We start from the raw sequence: 25,475 nt of genomic DNA on the forward strand, positions 1-25,475 counted from the left end.
TCAGTGGTCTTCGTCGCTCTCGGCCGGGTGCAGGAGGCGCCGCTCGTCCAGGTCCCTCACGAGGTCCTCCAGTTCGGAGCGGATCCAGTCGCGGGTGGCGACCTCGCCGAGGCCCATCCGCAGGGCCGCGATCTCCCGGGTGAGGTACTCGGTGTCCGCGATGGAGCGCTCGCTCTGCTTGCGGTCCTGCTCGTAGGCGACCCGGTCGCGGTCGGCCTGCCGGTTCTGCGCCAGCAGGATCAGCGGGGCCGCGTACGAGGCCTGGAGCGACAGAATCAGCGTCAGGAAGATGAACGGGTACCCGTCGAACCGCCACTCCACGGGCGCGAAGGCGTTCCACACCACCCAGACGATGATGACCAGCGTCATCCAGGCGATGAAGCGCCAGGTGCCCAGGAATCGGGCGATCCGTTCGGAGAGCCGGCCGAACGACTCGGGGTCGTAATCGGGCAGCAGCCGGCGCCGCGGGGCCTTCGGCTGGTCCAGCCGGGAACGGGGCGGGCGCGCGATGCCCGAGGCACCCGACGGCGCCCCCTTCGCGCGGTCCTCACCGGCCACGGGCGACCTCCTCCCCGCCGCCGTGGAAGTCCGTCTCCCGCCAGTCCTCGGGCAGCAGGTGGTCGAGCACGTCGTCGACGGTCACCGCGCCGAGCAGCGACCCGCTCTCGTCCACGACCGGCGCCGAGACCAGGTTGTACGCGGCCAGATAGCTCGTCACGGCTGGCAACGGAGTGTCCGGTGTGAGGGGGATGAGATCGCTGTCGACGATCGAGCTGACCAGGGCGTACGGCGGATCGCGCAGCAGCCGCTGGAAGTGCACGGTGCCCAGGTACTTGCCGGTCGGTGTCTCGTCGGGGGAGCGGCACACGTACACCTGAGCGGCAAGCGCCGGGGACAGGTCGGCCTGCCGGACCCGCGCGAGCGCGTCGGCGACCGTCGCGTCCGGCCGCAGAATGATCGGCTCGGTGGTCATCAGGCCGCCCGCGGTCCGTTCCTCGTACGCCATGAGGCGCCGCACGTCGGCTGCTTCGTCCGGCCGCATCAGGGTCAGCAGCCGCTCCTTGTCCGCCTCGGGGAGCTCGGACAGCAGGTCGGCCGCGTCGTCCGGGTCCATGGCCTCCAGGACATCGGCGGCGCGCTCCTCCGCCAGTTTGCCGATGATCTCCACCTGGTCGTCCTCGGGAAGCTCCTCCAGGACGTCGGCGAGCCGGTCGTCGTCGAGCGCGGCGGCGACCTCGGCCCGCCGCTTCGGCGACAGATGGTGCAGCGCGTTGGCCACGTCGGTCGGGCGCAGCTGCTCAAACGTGGCGACCAGGGACTCGGTGCCCTGCCCGTCCTCCTCCAGCGAGAACCCGCTGACCGCCGACCACTCCACCGTCAGGGCCTCGCCCTTGCGCCGGAGCGCCCCGGCCTTGCCCTTGCGTACGAAGTACTTGTCGATCTCCCAGTCGCGGCGGGCCGGGAGCTGCTGGATGGCGACATCGAGGACGGTGACCTCCTCGCCGGTCTCCACGAGGCGGACGCGCCGGTCGAGGAACTCGCCGAGCACCAGGCGTTCGGTGGGCCGCTGTTCGAAGCGCCGCATGTTGACCACGCCGGTGGTGATGACCTGGCCGGACTCGATCCCCGTGACCCGGGTCATCGGGAGGAAGATCCGGCGGCGGCTGAGCACCTCGACGACCAGGCCGAGCAGCCGGGGCGGCCGGCCGCCGACCCGCAGCATCGCGACCAGGTCGCGTAGGCGGCCCACCTGATCGCCGTTGGGATCGAAGACCGGGACGCCGGCGAGGTGGGAGACGAAGACCCGGGGGGCGCCTGCCGCCATGGTGCGCCTCCTTCTTCCGTGTACGACTTCGCTGTCCGGTCCGTTTGGCAGTTAATTAACCGTTATGACGGGATCAGGCTAGCCCGTACCGCTCCGGGCCGCCCCGGTGGACCCGTCCGTACGGCTCCCTGCCGGAAGGTGTGTACGGCACGGGTACGCTGCCGTCTGCCACCCCCCGCCCCGCAGATGAGAGGCAGTGCGCCCGTGACCTCTTCCGCCCCGCCCGTCCGGATCCGTCGCCGCCGGACCGCCCTCGCCGTCGTGCTCAGCGCGGGGCTGACCGCCGCTCTCACGGCGTGCGGGGGCGAGGATCCGGACCAGGGGACCAACGGCGTCGGCAAGCTCGCCGCCGCGGAGATCGAGAAGAAGGCGCAGGCCGCCGCGGAATCCGCCGACGCGGTGCGCCTGGCCGGGACACTGGTCAGCAAGGGCGGCACGTACAAGCTCAACATGCGGCTCAAGGAGAAGGGCGGCGCCGGCTCCGTCGTCTCGAAGAACAGCACCTTCGAGCTCCTGCGGATCGGTGACGAGCTCTATCTGAAGGCCGACTCCGGATTCTGGAGCCACGACGAGAAGTCCGGCGCACAGAGCGACGCGGGCGGGGCGGCCGCGGACAAGCTCCAGGACAAGTACGTGAAGGTGCCCGAGGGCGACCCCACGTACAAGCAGCTGCGCGGCTTCACGGACAAGAAGACCCTGCTCGACGGCTTGCTCAGCCTGCACGGCACCCTCAACAAGGGCGGCCGGGAGAAGGTCGGAGCGACCCGGACCGTGCAGATCACGGGCGGCAAGGGCGAGGGCGGCACGCTCGACGTCTCGCTGGAGGGCACGCCGTATCCCCTGCGCTTCGCGCGCGGCGGCGGCGGCGGGATCGTGACCCTGTCGGACTGGGGCAAGGACTTCCCCCTGGAGGCCCCGGCCAAGGGCGACACGGTCGACTACGGACAGCAGCTGCCCAAGACGTCCTCCTGAGAGCGGCCCGCGCGAGCCGCGGCCCGGACGCCGCTCGAAGACCGGAGGCGGCCCCGGACGCTGCCCGGCGGCCCGCTCCCGCGCGGCGGATCGGGGCGGACGGGCCCGGCCTCCGTCAGCCCTTGCGGCCCCGCTTCAGCAGTCGCGGCAGCCCGGCGGGCACCGGCCGGCGGGTGGTCGCGGTCGTCGGCAGGGGCGCCGCCGCCAGCGAGCCGTCCGGCAGCTCCGTACGGAATTCACCGGGGGTCAGCCGCAGCACCCGGCACTCGCGCGCCCACCGCTCCGTCAGCTGCTCGGCGTCCGGTGCGTTCAGCCGCTTGCCCTTGAGTTCGGCGACCGCGGCCTCCCACTCCTCGGAGTGCGGCGCGAGCTCCGACACGGCGGCCGTCCAGGCGATCAGCCGGCCGCCCTTGTCCTTGCTGCGCACGGTCACCTCGGCGGTGGAGCCGTCGGCGAGACCGGCCGGGAACGGCTGCTCACCGGGGCCGTCGCCGACCAGATGCGCCGCACCCTCGTGCCATACGTGCCACAGCGCCCGCGCGGGCCCGGCGCCCCGCACCCAGACGAGGCCCGACTTCTTGGTGGCCTCCTCGACGAGAGCCCGGCCCGGCGGCACGTCAGCGGCAGCAGCAGTCATGCCCGCACTCTATTAGAGCCAGCCGTTGCGCTTGAGTGTGCGGTGGATGGAGAAGCAGACCACCCCGATGGCGCCCAGCACCATCGGGTAGCCGTACTTCCAGTCCAGCTCGGGCATGTGCTTGAAGTTCATGCCGTAGACGCCGCAGATCATCGTCGGCACGGCGACGATGGCCGCCCAGGACGTGATCTTGCGCATGTCCTCGTTCTGCGCGACGGTCGCCTGCGCCAGGTTGGCCTGGAGGATCGAGTTCAGCAGTTCGTCGAAGCCGATGACCTCTTCGTGCACCCGCGCCAGGTGGTCGGCGACGTCACGGAAGTACTTCTGGATGTCGGGGTCGATCAGCCGCATCGGCCGCTCGCTCAGCAGCTGCATCGGCCGCAGCAGCGGAGAGACGGCCCGCTTGAACTCCAGGACCTCACGCTTGAGCTGGTAGATCCGGCCCGCGTCCGAGCCGCGCGGGCTGCCCTTCGCGGGGGTGGAGAAGACCTCGATCTCCACCTCGTCGATGTCTTCCTGGACGGCGCCCGCCACCGCGATGTAGCCGTCGACCACATGGTCGGCGATGGAGTGCAGGACCGCGGAGGGCCCTTTGGCCAGCAGCTCGGGGTCGTCCTGCAGCCGGTGCCGCAGCGCGCGCAGCGAGCCGTGCCCGCCGTGCCGCACGGTGATGACGAAGTCCCGGCCGGTGAAGCACATCACCTCGCCGGTCTCGACGACCTCGCTGGTCGCGGTGAGTTCGGCGTGCTCGACGTAGTGGATGGTCTTGAAGACGGTGAACAGGGTGTCGTCGTACCGCTCCAGCTTCGGTCGCTGGTGGGCGTGGACGGCGTCCTCGACGGCGAGCGGGTGGAGGCCGAACTCCCGGGCGATACCGGCGAATTCCTCCTCGGTCGGCTCGTGCAGGCCGATCCAGGCGAAGCCGCCCTCCTCCCGTACCTGGAGCATCGCCTCGTGCGGCGTGCGGCAGGAGCCGCTCTCCACGCGCCGTCCGTCGCGGTAGACCGCGCAGTCGACGACCGCGCTGGAGGCGGACGGGTCACGGGTGGTGTCGTAGGTGTTGTGCAGGGCGTTGCTCTTGCGCAGGGACGGGCGCACGGCGGCGCGCAGGTCACGGATCATCGACATGGCTGGCTCCTTCACGGAGGGCCGTCGTCGGGCGCGTGGAACAGCCCGGAATGGGGACGTGCGCTCACGTCCGCAAAGCGGGCGGCACCGCGGCGGCGCGATGACGGCGTTCGCTACAGACAGGCAAAGGGGGGTGCTCTTCCGTCGTGCGCAATGCCTTGGGCCTTGACCGAGAAGGCTTCAGATCACCGAGAGAGGTGAGATGCGGAAGAGCGGTTGGTACTGCACGGTCGACTTCGATCCATGGCAGCCCCACCTCCTCCGGTCGGTCCCCCGTGGGGGATGACGTGTCGTCGGGGCTGAGAGCGACGCTTCTGCGTGCTGCCCCGACCAGCGGCCAAGACTATCAGCCGACTGAGGGCCAATCCTTTACTTTGCCCGTTCCATACGCGTCCTATGCTCGCGGGATGGGAGAAATTCTTGCTCTGGTCGAGGCCCGGCTGCTTACGGCCCTCGGTGAACCGGATGCCCGCGCAGCGGTGACGTTCCTCGGGACGGACCGCATCGAGGTGCTTCGCTTCGTCGACGGCGACGTGGTGCGCTACGCCACACTCGGCATGTCCGCACAGCCGATGGCCGACCCGACCGCGGTTCTCGCGGACCCGGTGAAGGGCCCGCGCGCCGAGCTGATCCTCTCCGTGCGCGCCGGCCTCGCCGACACCGACAAGGTGCTGCGCCCGCTGGCCGTGCTGGCGGCCTCGCCGCAGGTCGAGGGCCTGGTCGTGGCTCCCGGCGCCTCGCTGGACGTGGGCGGGCCGCTGTGGCCCGGGGCGCCGTTCAGCTCCGTACTGGTCGCCGAGCCGGGCGGGCTGGTGGAGGACCTGGAGCTGGACGGACCCGCGCCGCACAGCGGCTCCGCGGGGGGCGGCGGCCGGGAGGCGGCCGGGCCCAGGGACCCGGTGCGGTTCCTGCCGTTGCTGCCGATGACGCACAACGAGGCCGCGTGGAAGCGGGTCCGCGGCGCGCAGGAGCTCCAGGAGCGGTGGCTGTCGCACGGGACGGATCTGCGTGATCCGCTGCGCGGCTCCGTACCCCTGGACTGAGACGTACGTCATGGGGACGGGGGCGTACGCCGTGCGGACTGCGGCGTACGTCGTGCGAGCTGGGGCGTACGTCGTGCCGGGCATGCGGGAAGCCCCGCCGGGCGGCCAGGAGGGGGAGCCGCGGGCGGGGCGGAACGGGGTCGGCGCAGCGGTCAGTTGGCGAAGACCGTGACACCGTCCTCGGTGGCGTGCTTCGGCTCCAGCTCCTCCGCCTCGTGGGTCAGCGCCGCACGCCGGATCCAGACGACGACCGCACCGAACACGGCCGCGATCGCCGCGACCACGAACGGGATGTGGATGTTGCTCCACTCCTCGATCTTCGGGGCGAGGTACGGGGCGGCGGCCGCGGCGAACCAGCGGACGAAGTTGTAGCCCGCGCTCGCCACCGGGCGCGGCGCGTCCGACACCCCGAGCGCCAGTTCCGTGTAGACGGTGTTGTTCATGCCGATGAAGGCGCCGGAGACGATCGTGCAGACGATGGCGGTGGTGTGGTTGCCGTATCCCAGGATCACGAGGTCGGCGGCGAGCAGCACCAGCGAGGCGCCGAGCACCTTCAGCGACCCGAAGCGCTTCTGCAGCCGCGGGGCGACGAGCACCGAGAAGACCGCGAGCAGCAGGCCCCAGGCGAAGAAGACCGCGCCCGACTTGTACGGCGTCATGTTCAGCACGAACGGTGTGAACGCCAGGATCGTGAAGAACGCGTAGTTGTAGAAGAAGGCCGAGGTGGCGACGGAGGCCAGGCCGCCGTGGCCGAGCGCCTTGACCGGGTCGAGCAGCGAGGTCTTCCTGGCCGGCTTCGGCTGTTCCTTCAGGAACGCCGTGATGCAGATGAAGCCGATCGCCATCAGCGCGGCCGTGCCGAAGAACGGGTAGCGCCAGCTGGCGTCGCCGAGCAGGGCGCCGAGCAGCGGTCCGCAGGCCATGCCGAGGCCGAGCGCCGACTCGTACAGCAGGATCGCCGCGGCGCTGCCGCCGGCCGCCGCACCGACGATCACGGCGAGCGCGGTCGATACGAAGAGCGCGTTGCCCAGACCCCAGCCCGCCCGGAAGCCGACGAGTTCGGCGACGGAGGACGAGGTGCCGGAGAGGGCGGCGAAGACGACCACGAGCGCGAGGCCGGCCAGCAGCGTCCTGCGGCCGCCGATCCGGCTGGACACGAAGCCGGTGACGAGCATCGCCACGGCGGTGATCAGGAAGTACGAGGTGAAGAGCAGCGACACCTGGCTCGGCGTCGCCGCCAGGCCCTTGGCGATGGACGGCAGGATCGGGTCCACCAGGCCGATTCCCATGAACGCGACCACAGAGGCGCCCGCTGTGGCCCAGACGGCCTTCGGCTGGCGCAGGATGCTGCCCGCTCCCTGATCGAACGGATCCTCTCCTTGCATGGGCTTCTCGCTCTCCACTAGATCGTTGCGTTATGCACAGAATAAGTTAGAGGAACTAATGAATGCAAGTTACATCTAAATGTGCAGGTGGGGGCCACGCTGCGGACGGGTGATCATCCTTGACGCGGCGACGGTCGAGGAGGACCGTTGGTCGCTATGAGGGGCGAACCCAGTTGCCCGAAGTGTGGAGGCCGGGTCAGAGCGCCCGGTCTCTTTGCCGACACCTGGCAGTGCTCCGTGCACGGCAGTGTGCAACCGCTGCAGCCGGCCATTCCGCCCAGCGTCGAGGCGCTGAGTGCGGTGGTGCGCAGGGCCGAGGTGCCGGTGTGGATGCCCTGGCCGCTGCCGGTGGGCTGGCTGTTCACCGGTGTGGCGAGCGCGGGTGACGACCGCAGCGGCGGCCGCGCCACCGTCGTCGCCTGTTCCGGCCCCGGTCCGGTCGGCGGCATCGGCGAGCTGCTGCTCGTCACCGAGGAGCTCGGCGTCGGACTCGGGGCGCGCTACGCGGGCATCGACGGCCCCGACCCCGGCCCGCATCTGGACGTCGACGGCCCACCGGACGTCAAGATGCTCGCCGCCGGACGCCCCACCCCGCTGTGGCACGTCAAGGGTGCTCCCGAGGACCGGGCGGTCTTCGCGGGCGAGGCGCGCGGACTCTGGCTCTGGGCGATCGTCTGGCCCGAGCAGTCCGGACTCCTGATGTACGACGAGCTGGTGCTCGCCGATCTGCGCGAGGCCGGGGGGGAGATGGACCTCGTGCCGTGCGGGGCGCTCACCCCGCGCCTGATCAACTAGGGACCGTCCGGCGGAACGGGGGCCGCCCGATCGGCCAGGGACCGCCCGGCGCCGCAGCGCCTCCCGGCCCGGCGCCGCAGCGCCTCCCGGCCCGGCGCCGCAGCGCCTCCCGGCCCGGCCGGGTATCGCCCGAATGCCGGTTATCCTGGGACGTCACCCTGTCCCGCCCCGAGCACTGGAGTACGCGTCGTGCGCATCGACCTGCACACCCACTCCACCGCGTCGGACGGCACGGACACCCCGGCCGAGCTGGTGCGCAACGCGGCCGCCGCGGGCCTCGACGTCGTCGCCCTCACGGATCACGACACCGTGCGCGGCCACGCCGAGGCGATCGCCGCCCTTCCGGAGGGCCTCGCCCTCGTCACCGGTGCCGAGCTCTCCTGCCGGATCGACGGTGTGGGCCTGCACATGCTGGCGTACCTCTTCAACCCCGACGAGCCCGAGCTGGCCCGCGAACGCGAGCTGGTCCGGGACGACCGGGTGCCGCGCGCCCGGACCATGGTGGGCAAGCTCCAGGCGCTCGGCGTCCCCATCGAGTGGGAGCGGGTCGCCAGGATCGCCGGGGACGGATCGATCGGGCGGCCGCACATCGCCACCGCCCTGGTCGAGCTCGGCGTCGTCGGGACCGTCTCCGACGCCTTCACGCCCGACTGGCTCGCCAACGGCGGACGCGCGTACGCCGAGAAGCACGAACTCGACCCCTTCGACGCGATCCGGCTGGTCAAGGCCGCCGGAGGCGTCACCGTCTTCGCCCACCCGCTCGCCGTCAAGCGCGGTGAGGTGGTGCCCGAGTCGACGATCGCACGGCTCGCCGCAGCCGGCCTCGACGGCATCGAGGTCGATCACATGGACCACGACGAGCCGACCAGGGCCAGGCTGCGCGGGCTCGCCCGGGAGCTGGGGCTGCTGACGACCGGGTCCAGCGACTACCACGGCAGCCACAAGACCGTCGGGCTCGGCGCGTACACCACCGACCCCGAGATCTACGGCGAGATCACCCGGCGCGCCACGGGAGCCTTCCCGGTGCCGGGCGCGGGCGGACTCCGCCGCGCGTAACGGCGCACGCGTCACGACGCACCGTCACGACCGGGGCGTGAGGCCCTGACCCGCGCGGCCCGGCGGCCGCGCCACTCGTCACTCGCCCTCCTTCGCGTTCCCCCTTCCGCGCACCCGGCCGCCAGGCCGCCGTCCTGGCTCCGGGGTGCGCTCCTTCAGGCCGTACCCCTCTCTTCTCGCAAGGCTCACTGTGTTCGACGTCGCTGTCTTCGGATCCCTTTTTCTCACGCTTTTTGTGATTATGGATCCACCCGGGATCACCCCGATCTTCCTGGCCCTCACCGCGGGCCGCCCCGCCAAGATGCAGCGCAGGATGGCGCTGCAGGCCGTGGCCGTCGCCTTCGGCGTGATCGCCGTCTTCGGCGTGCTCGGCCAGCAGATCCTCGACTATCTGCACGTCTCCGTACCCGCCCTGATGATCGCGGGCGGACTCCTCCTGCTGCTGATCGCGCTCGATCTGCTCACCGGCAAGACCGACGAGCCGACGCAGACGAAGGACGTCAACGTGGCGCTCGTGCCGCTCGGCATGCCGCTCCTCGCCGGGCCCGGCGCGATCGTGTCGGTGATCCTGGCCGTGCAGCACGCCGACAGCGTGGGAAGCCAGATCTCGGTCTGGTCGGCGATCATCGCCATGCACATCGTGCTCTGGCTGACCATGCGCTACTCGCTGCTGATCATCCGGGTCATCAAGGACGGCGGAGTGGTGCTGGTGACCAGGCTCGCCGGAATGATGCTCTCCGCCATCGCCGTGCAGCAGATCATCAACGGGGTCACCCAGGTCGTCCAGAACTCCTGACGGCGCCCGCGGACACCACAGCGCCCCCGTACGGATCTTCCGTGCGGGGGCGCTTCGTCTTTGTGCGTCGTCGTGCGTTACGAAGCCGAGGTTTCGGCCGGGCGGATATAGATGCGCTGGCCTATGGCTGCGGCCTGCTGCACGATCCGGTTGACGGAGGCGGCGTCCACGACGGTGCTGTCCACGGCGGTACCGTCGACATCGTCGAGTCGCATGATCTCGAAGCGCATGAGGCTTCCCTTCGTCCGATCCTCCTGCTGGAGAACTACTGGGAGGACGGTGACCCGTCCACAAGGATGAGAGCGCCCGACACCGCTGTCCCGCGCTCCACAAGGGGTTCAACGGCTTGCCCACTGCAAACATTCCCTACGCTAAGGAAATTTTTTGGATGTCTAAGTATCAGCAGTCCACCGAGCATGCGCCGACGAGGCCCACGACGAGGCCCACGACGAGGCCCGAATGAACGAGGCAGGGATCCACGAGCGCCTGGACCGCACCAATGAACTGCTCCAGCGCGTGCTCGCCGAGGTGTCGAAGACCCCCTCGACCCACGCGATCTTCGTGGACGCGGGCTATGTGTACGCGGCGGCCGGACTGCTCGTCACCGGCACCGAGGACCGCCGTTCCTTCGACCTCGACGCGGAAGGGCTGATCGAGGCGTTCATCGACAAGGCCCGCTCGATCTTCGCGGACAGCCGGCTGCTGCGCGTGTACTGGTACGACGGAGCCAGGCGACGCATCCACACCGTCGAGCAGCAGTCCATCGCCGAACTCCCCGACGTCAAGGTCAGACTCGGCAACCTCAACGCCAACAACCAGCAGAAGGGCGTCGACTCCCTCATCCGCACCGACCTCGAATCGCTCGCCCGGCACCGCGCCATCAGCGACGCGGCACTGGTCGGCGGCGACGAGGACCTGGTGTCCGCGGTCGAGGCGGCGCAGGGGTACGGGGCCCGGGTGCACCTGTGGGGCATCGAGGCGGGGGAGGGGCGCAATCAGGCCGAACCGCTGCTCTGGGAGGTCGACAGCCAGCGCACCTTCGACCTGGAATTCTGCCGTCCGTACGTCACCAGACGCCCCGTCACCACCTATGAGGAAGACGTCCCCGCGCCCTCGCGCGAAGACGTCCGCTTCGTCGGCGCGCAGATCGCCGCGGCCTGGCTGGCCGCCCGGGGCCGGGAATCCCTCGCCGACCTGCTGCCCGGACACCCGTACCTGCCGGGCTCGGTCGACCAGGACCTGCTGGTCGAGGCCGAACGCCTGTTGCAGCACTCGCTGCGCGGTCACGCGCACCTGCGGCGGGCCCTGCGCGACGGCTTCTGGCAGCACCTGCAGTCGCAGTACTGAGCCCGCTCGACCGGGCCCGCTCGCGCCCCCCGGCTACAGGCTGTTCCAGAAGGACACGAGTGCGGCCGCCGTCTCCTCGGGGCGGTCCGTGTTGGGGGAGTGCTCGGCCCCCGTGATCCGGGTGCGGCGCGCGCCCAGCCGCTGTGCCATCTCGTCGAGCAGCGGCACCGGCCAGGTGTCGTCCCGCTCGCCGGAGAGCACATGGACGGGCAGGGGTGCGGCGGCGAGTTCGGCCACCCGGTCCGGCTCGGTCGCCAGCCGGCGACCGGTGGCGATCAGCTGGGCGGGCCGGTGGCGCAGCCAGCGCCGGCGCAGGGCCTCGCCGTCGGTCGACGTGTCCTCGGGCGGGTCGAAGGCGCGCATCGCCTCCCACACCTCGGCCATGGTCAGCGTGGTGAGCGCGTCGCTGAGCATCTTCACCTTGAGCTGCTGGGCCTGCGCGACCTGCGCGGGCCCGGACGACATGAGGGTCAGCGAACGGAACGGCGAGGCGTCGAGCAGTACGGCGGCGCGGGCGATCTGCCCGCCGAGCGAGTGCCCGACCAGGTGTACGGTGCCCTCGCCGGGGGCGCCGAGGGCGGCGGCCTGCGCAAGTACGTCACGGGCCAACTCGGCCTGTGCGTAAGTCTCCTGACGGTCCGTTCCTTCGGTCTCGTACTGCCCGCGACCGTCCACGGCGACGGTCCGGTACCCGGCGGCGCAGAGTGGTTCGAGGAGCGCGATGAAGTCCTCCTTGCTGCCCGTGTACCCGGGCAGCAGGAGGGCGGTACCGCGCGGCGCGGTGCTCGGCGAGGCGTCCAGTACGGCGAAGTCCCCGCGCGCGGTGCGGAGCTGGCGGGCGTGGGCGCAGGGGGGCGGGGTGAAGGTGTGCGGCCGACTCATGGGACGAGGTTATGCCGCGTCGCGCCGGACGGGCAGAAGGGTGTGTCCTCGTCACGCCCGACGGGCGCGGGGGCATGTCCTCGAACGCCGGACGGGCTTGAGGTTGCCCTCAAGCCCGTCCGGCACGTTCAAGCCCTTCCGGGGCGGTGCCCCGGATCGAACAGCAGTCGCTCAGCCCTCGGCCTTGGCGGCAGCCGCACGCGGCGCGCGCCGCCTCCGCGGCTTCGTCTCGCCCTCGGCGGCCGGGGTCACGGCCTCCGTCTTCGGCTTGGCGGCCGCACGGGTGCGGCGGCGCGGCTTGGTCTCCGGGGTGGGCTCGGAGATCGGCGCGATCTGGAAGTCGACCTCGTCCTCGACCGGCTTGACGACGCGGGTACGGCGGCGCGGCTTCGTCACCGTCCTGGCCTCGGCCACCGGCTCGGCGACGGGGGCGATCTGGAAGTCGACCTCCTCCACCACCGGCTTCACGACCGCGGCCCGGGTGCGGCGGCGGCGCGGCTTGGCCTCGGACACAGGCTCGGTCTCGGACGCAGGCTCGGCCTCGGCCTTCGTCGCCACGGCGGCGGCCGGAGCCTCCACCGTGCTCACCGCGGCCTCGGCCGCGACATCCGGGGCGCCGACGCGGGTGCGGCGACGGCGGCGCGGCGTCCGCGGCTCCGACGGGGCGTCGGCCACCTCGGTGGACGGCGCGGGTACCGTCGCGGCGGTCTCCTCGACGGCCGAGACGGCCGAGCCGCCCCGTGTACGACGGCGCTGGCGCGGCGTACGTGGCGCACGCTCCTCGCGGACGGCGGGCGCCGAGGACGCGGCGGCGGACTTGCGGCCGCGGCCGCCCGTCTCGCCGAGGTCCTCGATCTCCTCGGCCCGCAGACCCGCGCGGGTCCGCTCGGTGCGCGGCAGGACACCCTTGGTGCCGGCCGGGATGTCGAGCTCCTCGAAGAGGTGCGGCGAGGTGGAGTACGTCTCGACCGGGTCGGGGAACTTCAGGTCGAGCGCCTTGTTGATCAGCTGCCAGCGCGGGATGTCGTCCCAGTCGACCAGCGTGATCGCGATGCCCTTGGCACCGGCGCGGCCGGTCCGGCCGATGCGGTGGAGGTAGGTCTTCTCGTCCTCCGGCGACTGGTAGTTGATGACGTGGGTCACACCCTCGACATCGATACCGCGAGCCGCGACGTCGGTGCAGACGAGCACGTCCACCTTGCCGTTGCGGAAGGCGCGCAGCGCCTGCTCGCGTGCGCCCTGGCCGAGGTCGCCGTGGACGGCGCCGGACGCGAAACCGCGCTTCTCCAGCTGCTCGGCGATGTCCGCGGCCGTGCGCTTCGTACGGCAGAAGATCATCGCGAGTCCGCGGCCGTTGGCCTGCAGGATGCGGGAGACCATCTCGGGCTTGTCCATCGAGTGGGCCCGGAAGACATGCTGCGAGATGTTCGCTACGGTCGCGCCCTCACCGTCGGACGAGGTGGCGCGGATGTGCGTCGGCTGCGACATGTAGCGCCGCGCGAGGCCGATGACGGCGCCCGGCATGGTCGCCGAGAACAGCATCGTCTGGCGCTTCGGCGGCAGCATGGTGATGATCTTCTCGACATCGGGCAGGAAGCCCAGGTCGAGCATCTCGTCGGCCTCGTCGAGCACGAGCGCGCGCACGTGCGAGAGGTCGAGCTTGCGCTGTCCGGCCAGGTCGAGCAGGCGGCCCGGGGTGCCGACGATCACATCGACGCCCTTCTTCAGGGCCTCGACCTGCGGCTCGTACGCGCGGCCGCCGTAGATCGCGAGAACGCGGACGTTGCGCACCTTGCCGGCGGTCAGCAGGTCGTTGGTGACCTGCTGGCAGAGCTCACGGGTGGGGACGACGACCAGCGCCTGAGGCGCCTCGGTCAGCTTCTCGGGCCCGGCCCGGCCCGCCTCGACGTCCGCGGGGACGGTGACGCGCTCCAGCAGCGGCAGACCGAAACCGAGGGTCTTGCCGGTGCCGGTCTTGGCCTGTCCGATGACGTCGGAACCGGAGAGCGCGACGGGGAGCGTCATCTCCTGGATGGGGAACGGGGACACAATGCCGACGGCCTCAAGGGCCTCGGCCGTCTCGGGAAGAATCCCGAGTTCTCGGAACGTAGTCAGGGTGCTGCCTCTTCTGTGAGACGCGGTCCGAGGCGAACGCTGGGGGTCGTACCGTGCCGGGGTTGGTCATCCGGCCGTGGATGGGCCGGGTGGCGCGGGACCACTGCCGTCGCTCGAGCGCTCGTGCCGCTGAGGGGGCCCCTCATCTGCGGTCGTACGTGTCGTACGCCCCGCGTGGAGGGCTGTCGGGTCGGAGCCGATCGGGCCACCGACCGGGCATCCTCATTCGATTTCACTAGCTTCACGCCGCAGGAACATCCAAAATACTCACTAGGCGCAATACCACTGTACCCCGGATTCGCGCATGTGTGTTGGGCGAATTCGTCGGAACGGTGTGATGTCACTGGCTGACCAGGCCCTTCCGTACCCCTCCGGGCGGGCTATTCTGCGCTTCATGGAGACGCCTGACAACGCCAATGAAGCACCCGTGCTCACCGGAATCGCCGCCCAGGACTGGGCCACCGCATCCGTGGAGCCGCAGTACCGGGCAGCGGTCGTGGACCTGCTGGGAGCACTCGCGTACGGGGAGCTGGCGGCCTTCGAGCGGCTCGCCGAGGACGCCAAACTCGCGCCGACGCTGGCCGACAAGGCGGAGCTGGCAAAGATGGCCTCCGCCGAATTCCATCACTTCGAGCGGCTGACCGACCGGCTGAGCGCGATCGAGGTGGAGCCGACGGGCGCGATGGAGCCGTTCGCCAAGGCGCTCGACGACTTCCACCGCCAGACCGCGCCGTCGGACTGGCTGGAGGGCCTGGTCAAGGCGTACGTCGGCGACTCGATCGCCAGTGACTTCTACCGCGAGGTCGCCGCCCGGCTCGACTCGGACACCCGCTCCCTCGTCCTCGCCGTGCTCGACGACACCGGGCACGGCAACTTCGCCGTGGAGAAGGTGCGGGCCGCGATCGAGGCCGACCCGAGGGTCGGCGGCCGGCTCGCGCTGTGGGCGCGGCGGCTGATGGGCGAGGCGCTCTCGCAGGCGCAGCGCGTGGTGGCCGACCGCGACGCGCTGTCGACGATGCTCGTGGGCGGTGTGGCGGACGGGTTCGACCTGGCGGAGGTTGGACGCATGTTCTCGCGGATCACCGAGGCGCACACCAAGCGGATGGCCGCGCTGGGGCTGGCGGCCTAGGGTCTCTCGTCTGGATCATGCCGGGCCCCGGACACGCCCTCAGGCCGCCGCTGAGCGGCTCAGCGGGCGGCTGCGGGGGCGGACCAGCAGCGAGAGCGTCACGGCCCCGATCAGTGCGGCGCCGATCAGCGTGGCCACGACATGGCCCGGGCCCAGCACCGAGTGCATGAGAAGCGCGCCGAACAGGGCTCCCAGAGCGCCGGTGGTCAAGACGGCACGGCGGGACGGGAGCCGGTGCGCCAGCGAGCGGAGCGCCACCCAGGCCAGGGCGAGTCCGAGCAGGACGGAGCCGAGAGGTTCCAAGATCACAGATGATCACCTCGCGAGTTTGCGGGGCGGGTAAATCGGTCGTTAGCGGTCCTACCCGAGGGGTGCGGAACGCAACCCTCCTCGGAGAGGGTTCGCACAGGAATCGCCCGGCCGACGCAGACGGGCCCGGCGAAGACGGCCGACGGGGAGCGACCGGCGAAGACGGCTGGCGCGAGCGGCCGACGAGAACAGCGGCCGGGCGCAGTGGCCGGGCCGTCGGTCGGTGGCCCGGCGGCCCGGGGCCCCGGAACGGAAAGCGGCCCGGTGGGGGGATCCCCCACCGGGCCGCCGACACGACCACTGCGTCGAGCGTGTCGCCTACAGCGCGCCGAAGCCCACGCGCCGTGTGCTGGGCTCGCCGATCTCCACGTATGCGATCCGGTCGGCCGGCACCAGGACCTTGCGGCCCTTCTCGTCCGTGAGGCTGAGCAGCTGCGCCTTACCGGTGAGAGCCTCGGCGACCGTGCTCTCGACCTCTTCGGCGGAAAGCCCGCTCTCCAGAACGATCTCCCGGGGCGTGTGCTGCACCCCGATCTTGACCTCCACGGCTATGTCCCTCCGACGGTCAGTCCCTGCGCGGTGAGCCGCGCCGTACGCAGCACACATTAGCCCGCTGAGGGGAGCCGTCAGCGGTCGGTGGGCAACGCCCGCAGCGAACACCGGCGGCGGCCGCGCCCGGCCGCCGCCGTCAGTGCTGATCGATGCCGTGCAGCGGGAAGCCCGCGATGCCCCGCCAGGCCAGGGAGGTGAGCAGCTGCACCGCCGTGTCGCGCGGGATGGCGGACCGGCTGGAGAGCCAGTAGCGGGCGACGACCTGGGAGACCCCGCCGAGACCGACCGCGAGCAGCATGGACTCGTCCTTGGACAGCCCCGTGTCACCGGCGATGACGTCGGAGATCGCCTCCGCGCACTGCAACGAGACCCGGTCGACGCGCTCGCGCACCGCGGGTTCGTTGGTCAGGTCCGACTCGAAGACCAGCCGGAAGGCGCCGCCCTCGTCCTCGACGTACGCGAAGTACGCGTCCATCGTCGCGGCGACGCGCAGCTTGTTGTCGGTCGTCGACGCCAGCGCCGTACGGACCGCCTGGAGCAGCGACTCGCAGTGCTGGTCGAGCAGGGCCAGATAGAGCTCCAGCTTGCCCGGGAAGTGCTGGTAGAGGACCGGCTTGCTGACCCCGGCCCGTTCTGCGATGTCGTCCATCGCGGCGGAGTGGTACCCCTGTGCCACGAATACTTCCTGCGCGGCGCCCAGCAGCTGGTTGCGTCGGGCGCGGCGAGGCAGTCGAGTGCCTCGCGGGCGCGCCGCCTCGGTCTGCTCGATGGCTGTCACGCCGCCTCCCAAATTTGTGATCGGACACAGCCTTTCCGTGCACGCTGCGCCGTACCGCCATCGTACTTTTGGGTAACCCGGGTGCGCGCGGCGCGGACGCAGAATTTCACGGACCGGGCGGCTGCGGTAGCCACAGGTTCGCCGACCGATGGGGCAAAGCGGGGCGTATTAGCGATAATCGTCCTCGTCCTGTGTGACAACACGGGCCTGCTCCGCCGCATCCGCCACATTGGCACGGTCGCCGTCGATGTCCGTGAGCGGTTCGTCGTGCTGCTGCTGGAGATCGGTCCGCTGCTCGGCGGCGTCCGCCCGAGGCGTCTCCTCGTCCGGTTCGTCCGGCTGGATGTCCTCGAAGGTCTCGGGGTCGCTGGGGTCGACCGTCATGGTGACTCCCTTCCTTGCTCCGAGCCTAGGAGCTAGCCCTTCGAGGCGCCATGCGGTCTGTGACCGCGAACACATGAATCGCGGTGTGATCGTCTCGTAACATTGCCGCATGTCTTCGACCGAGCTGCCGGGAGTCCGCGCCGCCGCCGCAGTGGCCCCCACGGTGAGCGCCGTCAGGGTCGCGGAGGGGGAGGAGTTGCGCTCCGTCGCGCTGCCCGGTCTGACGCTGACCGTCCGATCCCGGCCGCCGGAGCGCACCGGGCTGCCGCCCGCGCTCTACGTACACGGGCTCGGCGGCTCCTCGCAGAACTGGTCGGCGCTGATGCCGCTGCTCCAGGACGTGGTGGACGGCGAGGCGGTCGACCTGCCCGGTTTCGGTGACTCGCCGCCGCCGGACGACGGCAACTACTCGGTCACCGGGCACGCCCGCGCCGTGATCCGCTTCCTCGACGCGGCGGAGCGCGGGCCCGTCCACCTGTTCGGCAATTCGCTCGGCGGCGCGGTGGCCACCCGGGTCGCCGCGGTCCGCCCCGACCTGGTGCGCACCCTCACCCTCGTCTCGCCGGCGCTTCCCGAGCTACGGGTGCAGTGGTCGGCCGCGCCGACCGGACTGCTCGCCCTCCCCGGCGTCACCACGCTGTTCGCCCGGATGACCAGGGACTGGACCGCGGAGGAGCGCACCCGCGGCGTCATGGCACTCTGTTACGGCGATCCGGCACGCGTCTCCGAATCCGGCTTCCGCGAGGCGGTGGCCGAAATGGAGCGCCGACTGCACCTTCCGTACTTCTGGGACGCGATGGCCCGCTCGGCACGTGGCATCGTCGACGCGTACACGCTCGGCGGGCAGCACGGACTGTGGCGTCAGGCCGAGCGGGTGCTCGCACCGACCCAGCTCGTGTACGGCGGACGGGACCAGCTCGTCTCGTATCGGATGGCACGCAGGGCGTCCGCGGCGTTCCGCGACTCGCGGCTGCTGACGCTGCCCGACGCGGGGCACGTGGCGATGATGGAGTACCCGGAGGCGGTCGCCCAGGCGTTCCGGGAGTTGCTCGACGAACGCGGCGGGAGCTGATCCGGGGCGTGGGACGACACAGTCGAAAAGGCCCCGAACCCGCGGGCCCCGAGGTCGAGGCCGCCCTCGCGAACGAGGGCGACGACCGCGAGGGCGTCCGTCCGGGCCCCGGCAGCGGGCGCCGTCGAAGGGCGGCCGGCGCGGCATCCGGCGTGGACGGACACACCCCGTCCCAGCCGACCGGCCATGTCCGCGGCGGCCACCCCGAGCAGCGTGAGCCCGGCGGCGGCTGGGGGACCGGGCCGCAGCAGGCGGTGCCCCGGCGTCAGCAGCCGGTCGGTACCAGGCCGCTGATACCGGGCCCGCGGCGTGAGTTCGTCGAGGCGTTCGAGGCGTCGCCCGCACCTGCTGGGCCTTCCGCCCCGCCGACCGGTCCGGCCGGCCCGGCCGACGAGTGGGACGAGCGGCTGCCGCGCGGTGGTGACGCCGACGCGTCGGTGTCCGACGCGGACGGCAGGGGTGCCAGGACCGGCCGGGAGGGCAAGGGCGTCCGGGGCCGCACCTTCACGGGTATCGCGGCCGCCGCGGTGACCACCGTGCTCGCGGTGGTCGTGGCCGGACAGGTCGCCCACGACAGCGGCGGGACCAGCGCCGCGCAGCCCACGGGCGTCGACCGGGACGGCCCCGACGGCGCCTCCCGCTCGGACGGCCGGCCGACCCCGAAGGTGGCACGGGTCAAGCCCCTTTCGTACGCGGAGAAGATGGCCAAGGCCTATCCGCTCGCCCCGAAGCTCCACGGGTCCGGAGAGTTCGAGGTGGTCCCGGGGTCGGCGAAGGCCCCGGGCAGGGGGCACAAGTACCGCTACCGGATCGATGTCGAGAAGGGCCTCGGTCTCGATGCCGCGCTGTTCGCCCGAGCCGTCCAGGAAACGCTCAACGACGACCGCAGCTGGGCGCACGACGGTGCCATGACGTTCGAGCGGATCTCCTCCGGCGACCCCGATTTCGTGATCACCCTGGCCAGCCCCGGGACCACCGGGGACTGGTGCCAGAAGTCGGGTCTGGACACGACGGAGGACAACGTCTCCTGCGACTCCGCGGCCACCGAGCGCGTGATGATCAACGCCTACCGCTGGGCGCAGGGGTCCTCGACGTTCGGCCCGGACGAACTCCTCGCCTACCGCCAGATGCTGATCAACCATGAGGTCGGCCACCGGCTGGGTCACAACCATGTGAGCTGTGGCACGGCGGGAGCGCTCGCCCCGGTGATGCAGCAGCAGACCAAGTCCCTGAACATCGGCGGGATCAGGTGCCGGCCCAACGCCTGGGTGCACCCCGGAAGTTGAAATGAAAAGGGGAGGGTCCGGGGGTGTGCCGGGCCGCCTTCCCGGCCGGGCCGGGCTCCGCGGCCGTCCGGCGGATCCGGACAGTCGCACCCACAAACGGTCCGCATGATGAGATGGCTGTCTCATTCTGCGTTGACATCCGCTGGGCAGTGATCCATATTTCTCGACATGTCACGCAGCCCCGTCACCCCCGAACGCGCAGCCATAGAGCTGGCGCTCATCGGTGTGACCGGGCACAGCGTCGCCGACATCCACTGTTGCTGACGCCTGCCCGAGCGCGCGTCGACCCGCTGTCCGAGCCCTGAACCGGCCCGGACGGCCATCCCCGACCGCCGTGCCCGGGTGAACTCCGTCCGCAGGCGCGGCGGTGTCGGCGTCGGTGCGTTCCGGTCATTCTTCTCCAGTGGCGACCGGCCCGGCTGTGTGCATCCCCTCCGTTGCTGCCTGCACGGAAATTCTCTCCGTCCCTTTCTCCAGGCAGCACTCCGAGAGGTCACCTTCCGATGCGTCAACCGTCCGTCATATCGCGCCGCGTGGCAGCGGCCGCCGCAGTACTCGTCGTGGCTGCGGGGGCCGCGGCCTGCGGCCCCAAGGACAGCAAGGACAGCGACGCCGGCAACGGCGCGGCGGGCAAGCCCCGGAAGGGCGGCACGCTCACCGTCCTCAACAGCAAGCCGCAGGAGGACTTCGACCCCGCGCGGCTCTACACCTCCGGCGGCGGGAACGTCCCGTCCCTCGTCTTCCGCACGCTCACCACCCGCAACCGGGAGAACGGCGCGGCCGGTGCGAAGGTCGTCCCCGACCTGGCGACCGACCTGGGCACGCCGAGCAAGAACGCCACCGTATGGACGTACACGCTCAAGGACGGCCTGAAGTACGAGGACGGCACCGCGATCACGAGCGCCGACATCAAGTACGGCATCGAGCGCTCCTTCGCCGCGGAACTCTCCGGTGGCGCGCCCTACCTGCGCGACTGGCTGATCGGCGGGGCCGACTACCAGGGCCCGTACAAGGACAAGAAGGGACTCGACTCGATCGAGACCCCCGACGCGAAGACGATCGTCTTCCACCTCGACAAGCCGGAGGGCGAATTCCCCTTCCTGGCCACGCAGACCCAGACGACCCCGGTGCCGAAGGCCAAGGACACGGGCACCAAGTACGAGGAGCACCCGATCGCCTCGGGGCCGTACAAGGTCGTCAAGAACGAGGGGGACGGCGAGCGCCTCGTCCTGGAGCGCAATCCGCACTGGTCGGCCGCCACCGACGAGGAGCGCAAGGCATACCCCGACCGGATCGACGTCCGCTCCGGGCTCGACTCCGCCGTCATCAACCAGCGCCTGGCCGCCTCGCAGGGCGCCGACGCGGCCGCCGTCACCACCGACACCAACCTGGGCCCCGCCGAACTCGCCAAGGTCACCGGCGACAAGAAGCTCGCCGCCCGCGTCGGCACCGGCCACTTCGGCTACACCAACTACATCGCCTTCAACCCGGAGGTGAAGCCGTTCGACGACCCGAAGGTGCGCCAGGCGATCTCGTACGCCGTCGACCGCTCCTCCGTGGTCAACGCGGCCGGCGGCTCCTCGCTCGCCGAGCCCGCCACCACCTTCCTCCCCGACCAGAAGGCCTTCGGGTACACCCCGTACGACCACTTCCCGGCCGGGAAGTCCGGCAACGCGGCCAAGGCCAGGGAACTGCTGAAGGAGGCCGGCCACCCCAAGGGGCTGACCGTCACCCTCACGCACTCCAACGACAAGGACTTCGCGACGAGCCCGGAGATCGCCACCGCGCTCCAGGAGGCGCTGAAGAAGGCCGGCATCACCGTCAAGCTCCAGGGACTGGAGTCCAACGACTACTCCGACACGGTCTACAACGTGAAGAGCGAGCCCGGCTTCTTCCTCGGCGGCTGGGGTGCCGACTGGCCGTCCGGCGGGCCCTTCTTCGCACCGGTCTTCGACGGGCGCCAGATCGTCAGGTCCGGCTACAACTTCAACTCCGGACAGCTGAACGACCCGGCGGTCAACAAGGAGATCGACGAGATCAACCAGCTGACCGACCTGGACGCCGCCGCGAAGCGCTGGGGCGCGCTCGACGAGAAGGTCGGTGAGCAGGCACTGACCGTGCCGCTGTTCCACCCGGTCTACAAGCGCCTGTACGGCGAGTCCGTCAAGAACGTCGTGATCAGCGACTGGACCGGTGTGCTCGACATCTCCCAGGTCGCGGTCAAGTAACCATGACCGAAGCACTACTGGCCAAGGAGGCGGGGGCCGTCGAGGCGCCCGCCTCCGGGGCCCATCCCTTCTGGCGGCGGCTGCGCGCCCGGCGCGCGGCCCTCGTGGCGGCCGTCGTCGTCGCCCTGCTGGTCCTGACCGCGCTCGCCGCACCGCTGCTGGCGGGCATCGAGGGCCAGGACCCCACCACATACCACCCGGATCTCGTCGACTCCGCCACCGGCGGTGTGCCGCTCGGCTCCTTCGGCGGGATCAGCGCCGAGCACTGGCTCGGCGTCGAACCGCTCACCGGGCGCGACCTGTTCGCCCGCGTCGTCTTCGGGGCGCGGGTCTCGCTCGGCGTCGCCCTCGCCGCCACCCTGCTCCAGGTGATCACCGGGGTCGGCATCGGCCTCGCGGCCGGGCTCGGCAACCGCTTCGTCGACCAGGCGCTCAGCCGGGTCACCGACGTCGTGGTCGCACTGCCCGTCATGGTCATCGCGCTCGGTGCGCTCGCCGTCGTTCCCACGGGCTTCCCGCGCCCCGTGCTGATCGCCGTGATCATCGGCCTGGTCGGCTGGTCCGGAACCTCGAAGATCGTGCGCGCCCAGACGCTCTCGCTGAAATCGCGCGACCACGTCGCCGCCGCCCGGCTCAGCGGCTGGGGTCCCTGGCAGATCGCCAGGCGCGAACTGCTGCCCGCCCTGGCCGCCCCCGTCATCACCTACGCGGTGCTGCTCTTCCCGGCGAACATCGTCGTCGAGGCGGCCCTGTCCTTCCTCGGCGTCGGCATCAAGCCGCCCACGCCGTCCTGGGGGCAGATGCTCAGCGACGCCGACACCTGGTACCAGGCGGCACCCACCTATCTGCTAATCCCCGCGCTGCTGCTCTTCGTCACCGTGCTGGCGCTGACCGTCCTCGGCGAGGGCGTACGCACCGCACTCGACCCGCGCGCCGAATCCCGGCTGCGGATCGGCACCGGCCGGAAGAAGGAGGCAGACGCATGAGGTGGTTCCTGCTCAGGCGCCTCGGCGGGGCGCTCTTCGTGCTGCTCGCGCTCAGCATGGTCGTCTACGCGGCCTTCTACGTCGCACCCGGCAACGTCGCGCAGATCGCCTGCGGTCCGCGCTGCTCGCCCGCGCAGGTGGCGCAGGTCAGTGGACAACTGCACCTGGGCGACCCGTTGTACACGCAGTACGCGCACTTCCTCCAGGGGCTCTTCGCCGGCCGCGACTACTCGACCGGAACCGGGGTGCTGCACTGCCAGGCCCCCTGCCTCGGGCTCTCGTACCAGAGCGACCAGCAGGTCACCGAGCTGATCCTGGCCAAGCTCCCGGCCACCGCCTCGCTCGCCCTCGGCGCCTTCGTGCTGTGGATGCTGCTCGGTGTCGGCACCGGGCTGCTCTCGGTGTGGCGGCGCGGACGGCTGACCGAGCGCGTGCTCACCGGGATCACCCTGGCCGGCATGGCCACCCCGGTCTTCGTCATCGGGCTGCTGCTGATCATCATCCTGGTCACGGCGCTCCAGATCCTGCCGTTCCCCGACTACGTGCCCCTCACCGAGGATCCGGAGCAGTGGGCCTGGAACCTGCTGCTGCCCTGGATCTCGCTGGCGCTGGTGTCCGCGGCCCCGTACGCCCGGATGACCCGGGCCTCGATGCTGGAGACCCTGGCCGAGGACCATGTGCGCACCTTCAGGGCGTACGGGGTCGGTGAACGGGCGCTCGTCGGGCGGCACGCACTGCGCGGTGCGCTGGCGCCGGTGATCGCGCTCGGCGCACTGGACATCGGCTCGATGTTCGGCGGCGCCGTACTCACCGAATCGCTCTTCGGGATTCCGGGGGTCGGCCGCGAACTCGTCGACGCCGTGAAGCACGTGGACCTTCCGGTCGTCGTCGGTCTGGTGCTCGTCACCGGATTCTTCGTCGTCCTCGCCAATGCCGTCGCGGACGTTCTGCAGGCGATGGCCGACCGACGGGTGGTACTGGCATGAGCCTGGTCGAAGTCCGCGATCTCTCGATCTCGTTCGGCGAGGTGCGCGCGGTGGAGGAGCTGTCGTTCTCGCTGGAGGCCGGCGGCGCGCTGGGAGTGGTCGGTGAGTCCGGCTCCGGCAAGAGCGCGTCGGCGTACGCGCTGCTCGGGCTGCACCGGGGGACCGGGGCCCGGGTCGGCGGCTCGGTCCGGGTCGCCGGGGTGGACGTGCACACGGCGGACGACGCGGAACTGCGGGCCCTGCGGGGCGCGAAGGCCGCGATGGTGTTCCAGGACCCGTTGTCCTCGCTGGACCCGTACTACGCGGTGGGCGACCAGATCGCCCAGGTGTACCGGGTCCACAACCGGGTTTCCCGGCGGGTGGCGCGGGCGCGGGCCGTGGACGTGCTGGACCGGGTCGGGATTCCCGACGCGGCCCGGCGTTCCCGGTCCCGGCCGCACGAGTTCTCCGGCGGGATGCGGCAGCGGGCGCTGATCGCGATGGCCCTGGCCTGCGAGCCCCAGCTGCTGATCGCCGACGAGCCGACGACCGCCCTGGACGTCACCGTCCAGGCCCAGATCCTGGACCTGCTGCACGACCTGCGGCGCGAGACGGGGATGGGGCTGCTGCTGGTCACCCATGACGTGGGGGTGGCGGCCGAATCGGTCGACGAGGTGCTGGTGATGCAGTCGGGGCGGGCGGTGGAGCGGGGGCCGGTGGGCGAGATGCTCGTGGCGCCGCGCGAGCCGTACACCCGGGCGCTGCTGGCGGCGGTACCGCGCATTCCGGCCGGTCCGGCGGTCGAGGACCGGGGGCCGGGGCGCAGCCCCGGTGCGGGGGGTGAGGCATCCGCCGACGAGCGGCCGCTCGTCGAGGCCGCCGACGTCCGCCAGGTGTTCGGCAGGGGCAGTTCCGCACTCGCCGCCGTCGACGGTGTCTCCCTCACGGTCCGCCGCGGTGAGACCCTCGGCATCGTCGGCGAGAGCGGCAGCGGCAAGACCACCCTCGGGCGGATGCTCGTCGGACTGCTGGAGCCCACCTCCGGGCAGCTCACCCGCCGGGCGCGGGTGCAGATGGTCTTCCAGGACCCCGTCTCCTCCCTCAACCCGCGCCGCTCGATCGGTGAATCGGTCGCCGACCCGCTGCGGGCGTCCGGGGAGCGCGACGAGGCCGTGATCCGGGCGCGGGTGCGGGATCTGCTGAAGCGGGTCGGGCTCGACCCGGAGCAGTACGACCGCTACCCGCACGAGTTCAGTGGCGGACAGCGCCAGCGCGTGGGGATCGCACGGGCGCTGGCCGCCGAGCCGGAACTGATCGTCTGCGACGAGGCCGTCTCCGCGCTCGACGTCACGACCCAGGCCCAGGTGACCGCCCTGCTGGCGCGGTTGCAGCGGGAGCTGGGGCTGGCGCTGGTCTTCATCGCGCACGATCTCGCCGTCGTACGGCAGGTCAGCGACCGGGTCGCCGTCATGCGACGGGGCCGGATCGTCGAGGAGGGCGACGTGGAGCGCGTGTACGGAGACCCCAGGGACCCGTACACGAAGCAGCTCCTGGCGGCCGTACCCGCGCTCGATCCGGCGCTCGCGGCGGTGCGCCGCGCAGCCCGCAAGGAGTTGGCCGCTGTCTGACCCTGCGTGACCAGTCGCCCCCATAGCGCGACAGAACGCTGTCGGGGTGCGAAAGTTACGACGGTTCACCCCTTTCGGTGGTGGGGCGGACAACCGCCCTCGCCCCACCCGCCGATACGCAGAAGGTCGGACCGCCGTGTGTGGCCCGTGCCGCGGCGGCCCCCCCCCAGGGGGGTC

26 protein-coding genes are annotated in these 25,475 nt (G+C 71.2%); 14 read left to right on the forward strand and 12 right to left on the reverse strand.

Going from position 1 to position 25,475, the window contains the following annotated elements; translation table 11 throughout:
* Together ACFVT1_RS11450 and ACFVT1_RS11455 are read right to left on the reverse strand one after the other, a co-directional pair.
* On the reverse strand, positions 1 to 558 hold the full coding sequence (locus tag ACFVT1_RS11450) for a DUF1003 domain-containing protein (RefSeq protein ID WP_389794304.1): 558 nt from the start codon (positions 556 to 558) through the stop codon (positions 1 to 3).
* Complete coding sequence (locus ACFVT1_RS11455; RefSeq protein WP_389794305.1) at positions 548 to 1,825, reverse strand: magnesium transporter MgtE N-terminal domain-containing protein; 1,278 nt, start codon at positions 1,823 to 1,825, stop codon at positions 548 to 550. Before ACFVT1_RS11455 ends, ACFVT1_RS11450 begins: the two co-directional genes overlap by 11 nt.
* Positions 1,826 to 2,029: 204 nt before the next feature.
* Between ACFVT1_RS11455 and ACFVT1_RS11460 the strand changes: the two genes are divergently transcribed.
* On the forward strand, positions 2,030 to 2,797 hold the full coding sequence (locus ACFVT1_RS11460; protein WP_389794306.1) for a hypothetical protein: 768 nt from the start codon (positions 2,030 to 2,032) through the stop codon (positions 2,795 to 2,797).
* A 115-nt stretch (positions 2,798 to 2,912) separates the two neighbouring features.
* On the opposite strand, the gene ACFVT1_RS11465 is transcribed toward ACFVT1_RS11460, so the two are convergent.
* Positions 2,913 to 3,434 (reverse strand): hypothetical protein, encoded by a 522-nt coding sequence (locus ACFVT1_RS11465; RefSeq protein WP_389794307.1) that lies wholly within the window; start codon positions 3,432 to 3,434, stop codon positions 2,913 to 2,915.
* A 12-nt stretch (positions 3,435 to 3,446) separates the two neighbouring features.
* Entirely contained in the window at positions 3,447 to 4,562 is a 1,116-nt protein-coding gene (locus ACFVT1_RS11470) for a magnesium and cobalt transport protein CorA (protein ID WP_389794309.1), read from the reverse strand.
* Between the two features lie 407 nt (positions 4,563 to 4,969).
* Between ACFVT1_RS11470 and ACFVT1_RS11475 the strand changes: the two genes are divergently transcribed.
* Complete coding sequence (locus ACFVT1_RS11475; protein ID WP_389794310.1) at positions 4,970 to 5,605, forward strand: suppressor of fused domain protein; 636 nt, start codon at positions 4,970 to 4,972, stop codon at positions 5,603 to 5,605.
* 152 nt (positions 5,606 to 5,757) lie between these two features.
* Here ACFVT1_RS11475 and ACFVT1_RS11480 read toward each other — a convergent pair whose 3' ends face one another.
* A complete protein-coding gene (locus ACFVT1_RS11480; protein WP_389794311.1) occupies positions 5,758 to 6,990 on the reverse strand; it encodes an MFS transporter in 1,233 nt (410 codons plus the stop codon).
* Positions 6,991 to 7,146: 156 nt separating this feature from the next.
* Here ACFVT1_RS11480 and ACFVT1_RS11485 point away from each other — a divergent pair, with 156 nt between their 5' ends.
* The 3 genes from ACFVT1_RS11485 (at position 7,147) to ACFVT1_RS11495 (ending at position 9,637) form a co-directional block, all read left to right on the forward strand.
* Complete coding sequence (locus tag ACFVT1_RS11485; RefSeq protein WP_362200510.1) at positions 7,147 to 7,785, forward strand: DUF6758 family protein; 639 nt, start codon at positions 7,147 to 7,149, stop codon at positions 7,783 to 7,785.
* A gap of 189 nt (positions 7,786 to 7,974) precedes the next feature.
* Positions 7,975 to 8,841 carry a PHP domain-containing protein gene (locus ACFVT1_RS11490; protein WP_389794312.1) on the forward strand — a complete coding sequence of 289 codons (867 nt, stop codon included), beginning with the start codon at positions 7,975 to 7,977 and terminating at the stop codon, positions 8,839 to 8,841.
* A gap of 190 nt (positions 8,842 to 9,031) precedes the next feature.
* Entirely contained in the window at positions 9,032 to 9,637 is a 606-nt protein-coding gene (locus tag ACFVT1_RS11495) for a MarC family protein (RefSeq protein WP_389794313.1), read from the forward strand.
* Between the two features lie 77 nt (positions 9,638 to 9,714).
* On the opposite strand, the gene ACFVT1_RS11500 is transcribed toward ACFVT1_RS11495, so the two are convergent.
* Complete coding sequence (locus tag ACFVT1_RS11500; RefSeq protein WP_177328023.1) at positions 9,715 to 9,867, reverse strand: hypothetical protein; 153 nt, start codon at positions 9,865 to 9,867, stop codon at positions 9,715 to 9,717.
* A 229-nt stretch (positions 9,868 to 10,096) separates the two neighbouring features.
* Here ACFVT1_RS11500 and ACFVT1_RS11505 point away from each other — a divergent pair, with 229 nt between their 5' ends.
* Positions 10,097 to 10,984, forward strand: a complete 888-nt coding sequence (locus ACFVT1_RS11505) for an NYN domain-containing protein (RefSeq protein ID WP_389794315.1) — start codon at positions 10,097 to 10,099, stop codon at positions 10,982 to 10,984.
* Between the two features lie 33 nt (positions 10,985 to 11,017).
* Here ACFVT1_RS11505 and ACFVT1_RS11510 read toward each other — a convergent pair whose 3' ends face one another.
* On the reverse strand, positions 11,018 to 11,866 hold the full coding sequence (locus tag ACFVT1_RS11510) for an alpha/beta fold hydrolase (protein ID WP_389794316.1): 849 nt from the start codon (positions 11,864 to 11,866) through the stop codon (positions 11,018 to 11,020).
* Positions 11,867 to 12,037: 171 nt separating this feature from the next.
* Positions 12,038 to 13,915, reverse strand: a complete 1,878-nt coding sequence (locus ACFVT1_RS11515) for a DEAD/DEAH box helicase (RefSeq protein WP_389794317.1) — start codon at positions 13,913 to 13,915, stop codon at positions 12,038 to 12,040.
* Between the two features lie 460 nt (positions 13,916 to 14,375).
* Here ACFVT1_RS11515 and ACFVT1_RS11520 point away from each other — a divergent pair, with 460 nt between their 5' ends.
* On the forward strand, positions 14,376 to 15,110 hold the full coding sequence (locus tag ACFVT1_RS11520) for a ferritin-like fold-containing protein (RefSeq protein ID WP_362200529.1): 735 nt from the start codon (positions 14,376 to 14,378) through the stop codon (positions 15,108 to 15,110).
* Positions 15,111 to 15,149: 39 nt separating this feature from the next.
* Here the strand turns inward: ACFVT1_RS11520 and ACFVT1_RS11525 are convergent, their stop codons facing one another.
* From ACFVT1_RS11525 to ACFVT1_RS11540, 4 genes are all read right to left on the reverse strand, one after another.
* On the reverse strand, positions 15,150 to 15,419 hold the full coding sequence (locus ACFVT1_RS11525) for a hypothetical protein (RefSeq protein WP_389794318.1): 270 nt from the start codon (positions 15,417 to 15,419) through the stop codon (positions 15,150 to 15,152).
* Positions 15,420 to 15,737: 318 nt separating this feature from the next.
* A complete protein-coding gene (locus tag ACFVT1_RS11530; RefSeq protein ID WP_218105578.1) occupies positions 15,738 to 15,965 on the reverse strand; it encodes a DUF3107 domain-containing protein in 228 nt (75 codons plus the stop codon).
* A 142-nt stretch (positions 15,966 to 16,107) separates the two neighbouring features.
* A complete protein-coding gene (locus ACFVT1_RS11535; RefSeq protein ID WP_018105511.1) occupies positions 16,108 to 16,749 on the reverse strand; it encodes a TetR/AcrR family transcriptional regulator in 642 nt (213 codons plus the stop codon).
* 168 nt (positions 16,750 to 16,917) lie between these two features.
* Complete coding sequence (locus ACFVT1_RS11540) at positions 16,918 to 17,133, reverse strand: hypothetical protein (protein ID WP_389794319.1); 216 nt, start codon at positions 17,131 to 17,133, stop codon at positions 16,918 to 16,920.
* A 109-nt stretch (positions 17,134 to 17,242) separates the two neighbouring features.
* On the opposite strand from ACFVT1_RS11540, the gene ACFVT1_RS11545 reads away from it, so the two are divergent.
* From ACFVT1_RS11545 to ACFVT1_RS11575, 7 genes are all read left to right on the forward strand, one after another.
* Positions 17,243 to 18,205 carry an alpha/beta fold hydrolase gene (locus tag ACFVT1_RS11545; protein WP_389794320.1) on the forward strand — a complete coding sequence of 321 codons (963 nt, stop codon included), beginning with the start codon at positions 17,243 to 17,245 and terminating at the stop codon, positions 18,203 to 18,205.
* An 8-nt stretch (positions 18,206 to 18,213) separates the two neighbouring features.
* A complete protein-coding gene (locus tag ACFVT1_RS11550) occupies positions 18,214 to 19,491 on the forward strand; it encodes a DUF3152 domain-containing protein (RefSeq protein ID WP_389794321.1) in 1,278 nt (425 codons plus the stop codon).
* A 168-nt stretch (positions 19,492 to 19,659) separates the two neighbouring features.
* Positions 19,660 to 19,755, forward strand: coding sequence for an Ms4533A family Cys-rich leader peptide (locus ACFVT1_RS11555; protein WP_322110005.1), 96 nt, complete (start codon positions 19,660 to 19,662; stop codon positions 19,753 to 19,755).
* A gap of 239 nt (positions 19,756 to 19,994) precedes the next feature.
* Positions 19,995 to 21,719: an ABC transporter substrate-binding protein gene (locus ACFVT1_RS11560; RefSeq protein WP_389794322.1), complete on the forward strand. Its 1,725-nt coding sequence runs from the start codon at positions 19,995 to 19,997 to the stop codon at positions 21,717 to 21,719.
* Positions 21,720 to 21,721: 2 nt separating this feature from the next.
* Positions 21,722 to 22,705, forward strand: a complete 984-nt coding sequence (locus ACFVT1_RS11565) for an ABC transporter permease (RefSeq protein WP_389794324.1) — start codon at positions 21,722 to 21,724, stop codon at positions 22,703 to 22,705.
* Positions 22,702 to 23,691, forward strand: a complete 990-nt coding sequence (locus ACFVT1_RS11570) for an ABC transporter permease (RefSeq protein WP_389794325.1) — start codon at positions 22,702 to 22,704, stop codon at positions 23,689 to 23,691. The genes ACFVT1_RS11565 and ACFVT1_RS11570 overlap by 4 nt, the downstream gene beginning before the upstream one ends.
* Entirely contained in the window at positions 23,688 to 25,298 is a 1,611-nt protein-coding gene (locus tag ACFVT1_RS11575) for a dipeptide ABC transporter ATP-binding protein (protein ID WP_389794326.1), read from the forward strand. Before ACFVT1_RS11570 ends, ACFVT1_RS11575 begins: the two co-directional genes overlap by 4 nt.
* Positions 25,299 to 25,475 lie beyond the last annotated feature (177 nt).

Origin of the sequence: Streptomyces sp. NPDC057963 (genome assembly GCF_042887155.1) — a bacterium.
Taxonomy (GTDB): domain Bacteria; phylum Actinomycetota; class Actinomycetes; order Streptomycetales; family Streptomycetaceae; genus Streptomyces.

Bases quoted from the DNA above. Each gene is read 5' to 3' on its own strand.
- ACFVT1_RS11500 (WP_177328023.1), bottom strand. From the start codon at position 9,867: ATGCGCTTCGAGATCATGCGACTCGACGATGTCGACGGTACCGCCGTG.
- ACFVT1_RS11560 (WP_389794322.1), top strand. From the start codon at position 19,995: ATGCGTCAACCGTCCGTCATATCGCGCCGCGTGGCAGCGGCCGCCGCA.
- ACFVT1_RS11480 (WP_389794311.1), bottom strand. From the start codon at position 6,990: ATGCAAGGAGAGGATCCGTTCGATCAGGGAGCGGGCAGCATCCTGCGC.
- ACFVT1_RS11520 (WP_362200529.1), top strand. From the start codon at position 14,376: ATGGAGACGCCTGACAACGCCAATGAAGCACCCGTGCTCACCGGAATC.
- ACFVT1_RS11505 (WP_389794315.1), top strand. From the start codon at position 10,097: ATGAACGAGGCAGGGATCCACGAGCGCCTGGACCGCACCAATGAACTG.
- ACFVT1_RS11475 (WP_389794310.1), top strand. From the start codon at position 4,970: ATGGGAGAAATTCTTGCTCTGGTCGAGGCCCGGCTGCTTACGGCCCTC.
- ACFVT1_RS11465 (WP_389794307.1), bottom strand. From the start codon at position 3,434: ATGACTGCTGCTGCCGCTGACGTGCCGCCGGGCCGGGCTCTCGTCGAG.
- ACFVT1_RS11455 (WP_389794305.1), bottom strand. From the start codon at position 1,825: ATGGCGGCAGGCGCCCCCCGGGTCTTCGTCTCCCACCTCGCCGGCGTC.
- ACFVT1_RS11545 (WP_389794320.1), top strand. From the start codon at position 17,243: ATGTCTTCGACCGAGCTGCCGGGAGTCCGCGCCGCCGCCGCAGTGGCC.
- ACFVT1_RS11470 (WP_389794309.1), bottom strand. From the start codon at position 4,562: ATGTCGATGATCCGTGACCTGCGCGCCGCCGTGCGCCCGTCCCTGCGC.
- ACFVT1_RS11565 (WP_389794324.1), top strand. From the start codon at position 21,722: ATGACCGAAGCACTACTGGCCAAGGAGGCGGGGGCCGTCGAGGCGCCC.
- ACFVT1_RS11555 (WP_322110005.1), top strand. From the start codon at position 19,660: ATGTCACGCAGCCCCGTCACCCCCGAACGCGCAGCCATAGAGCTGGCG.
- ACFVT1_RS11510 (WP_389794316.1), bottom strand. From the start codon at position 11,866: ATGAGTCGGCCGCACACCTTCACCCCGCCCCCCTGCGCCCACGCCCGC.
- ACFVT1_RS11485 (WP_362200510.1), top strand. From the start codon at position 7,147: ATGAGGGGCGAACCCAGTTGCCCGAAGTGTGGAGGCCGGGTCAGAGCG.
- ACFVT1_RS11575 (WP_389794326.1), top strand. From the start codon at position 23,688: ATGAGCCTGGTCGAAGTCCGCGATCTCTCGATCTCGTTCGGCGAGGTG.
- ACFVT1_RS11540 (WP_389794319.1), bottom strand. From the start codon at position 17,133: ATGACGGTCGACCCCAGCGACCCCGAGACCTTCGAGGACATCCAGCCG.
- ACFVT1_RS11570 (WP_389794325.1), top strand. From the start codon at position 22,702: ATGAGGTGGTTCCTGCTCAGGCGCCTCGGCGGGGCGCTCTTCGTGCTG.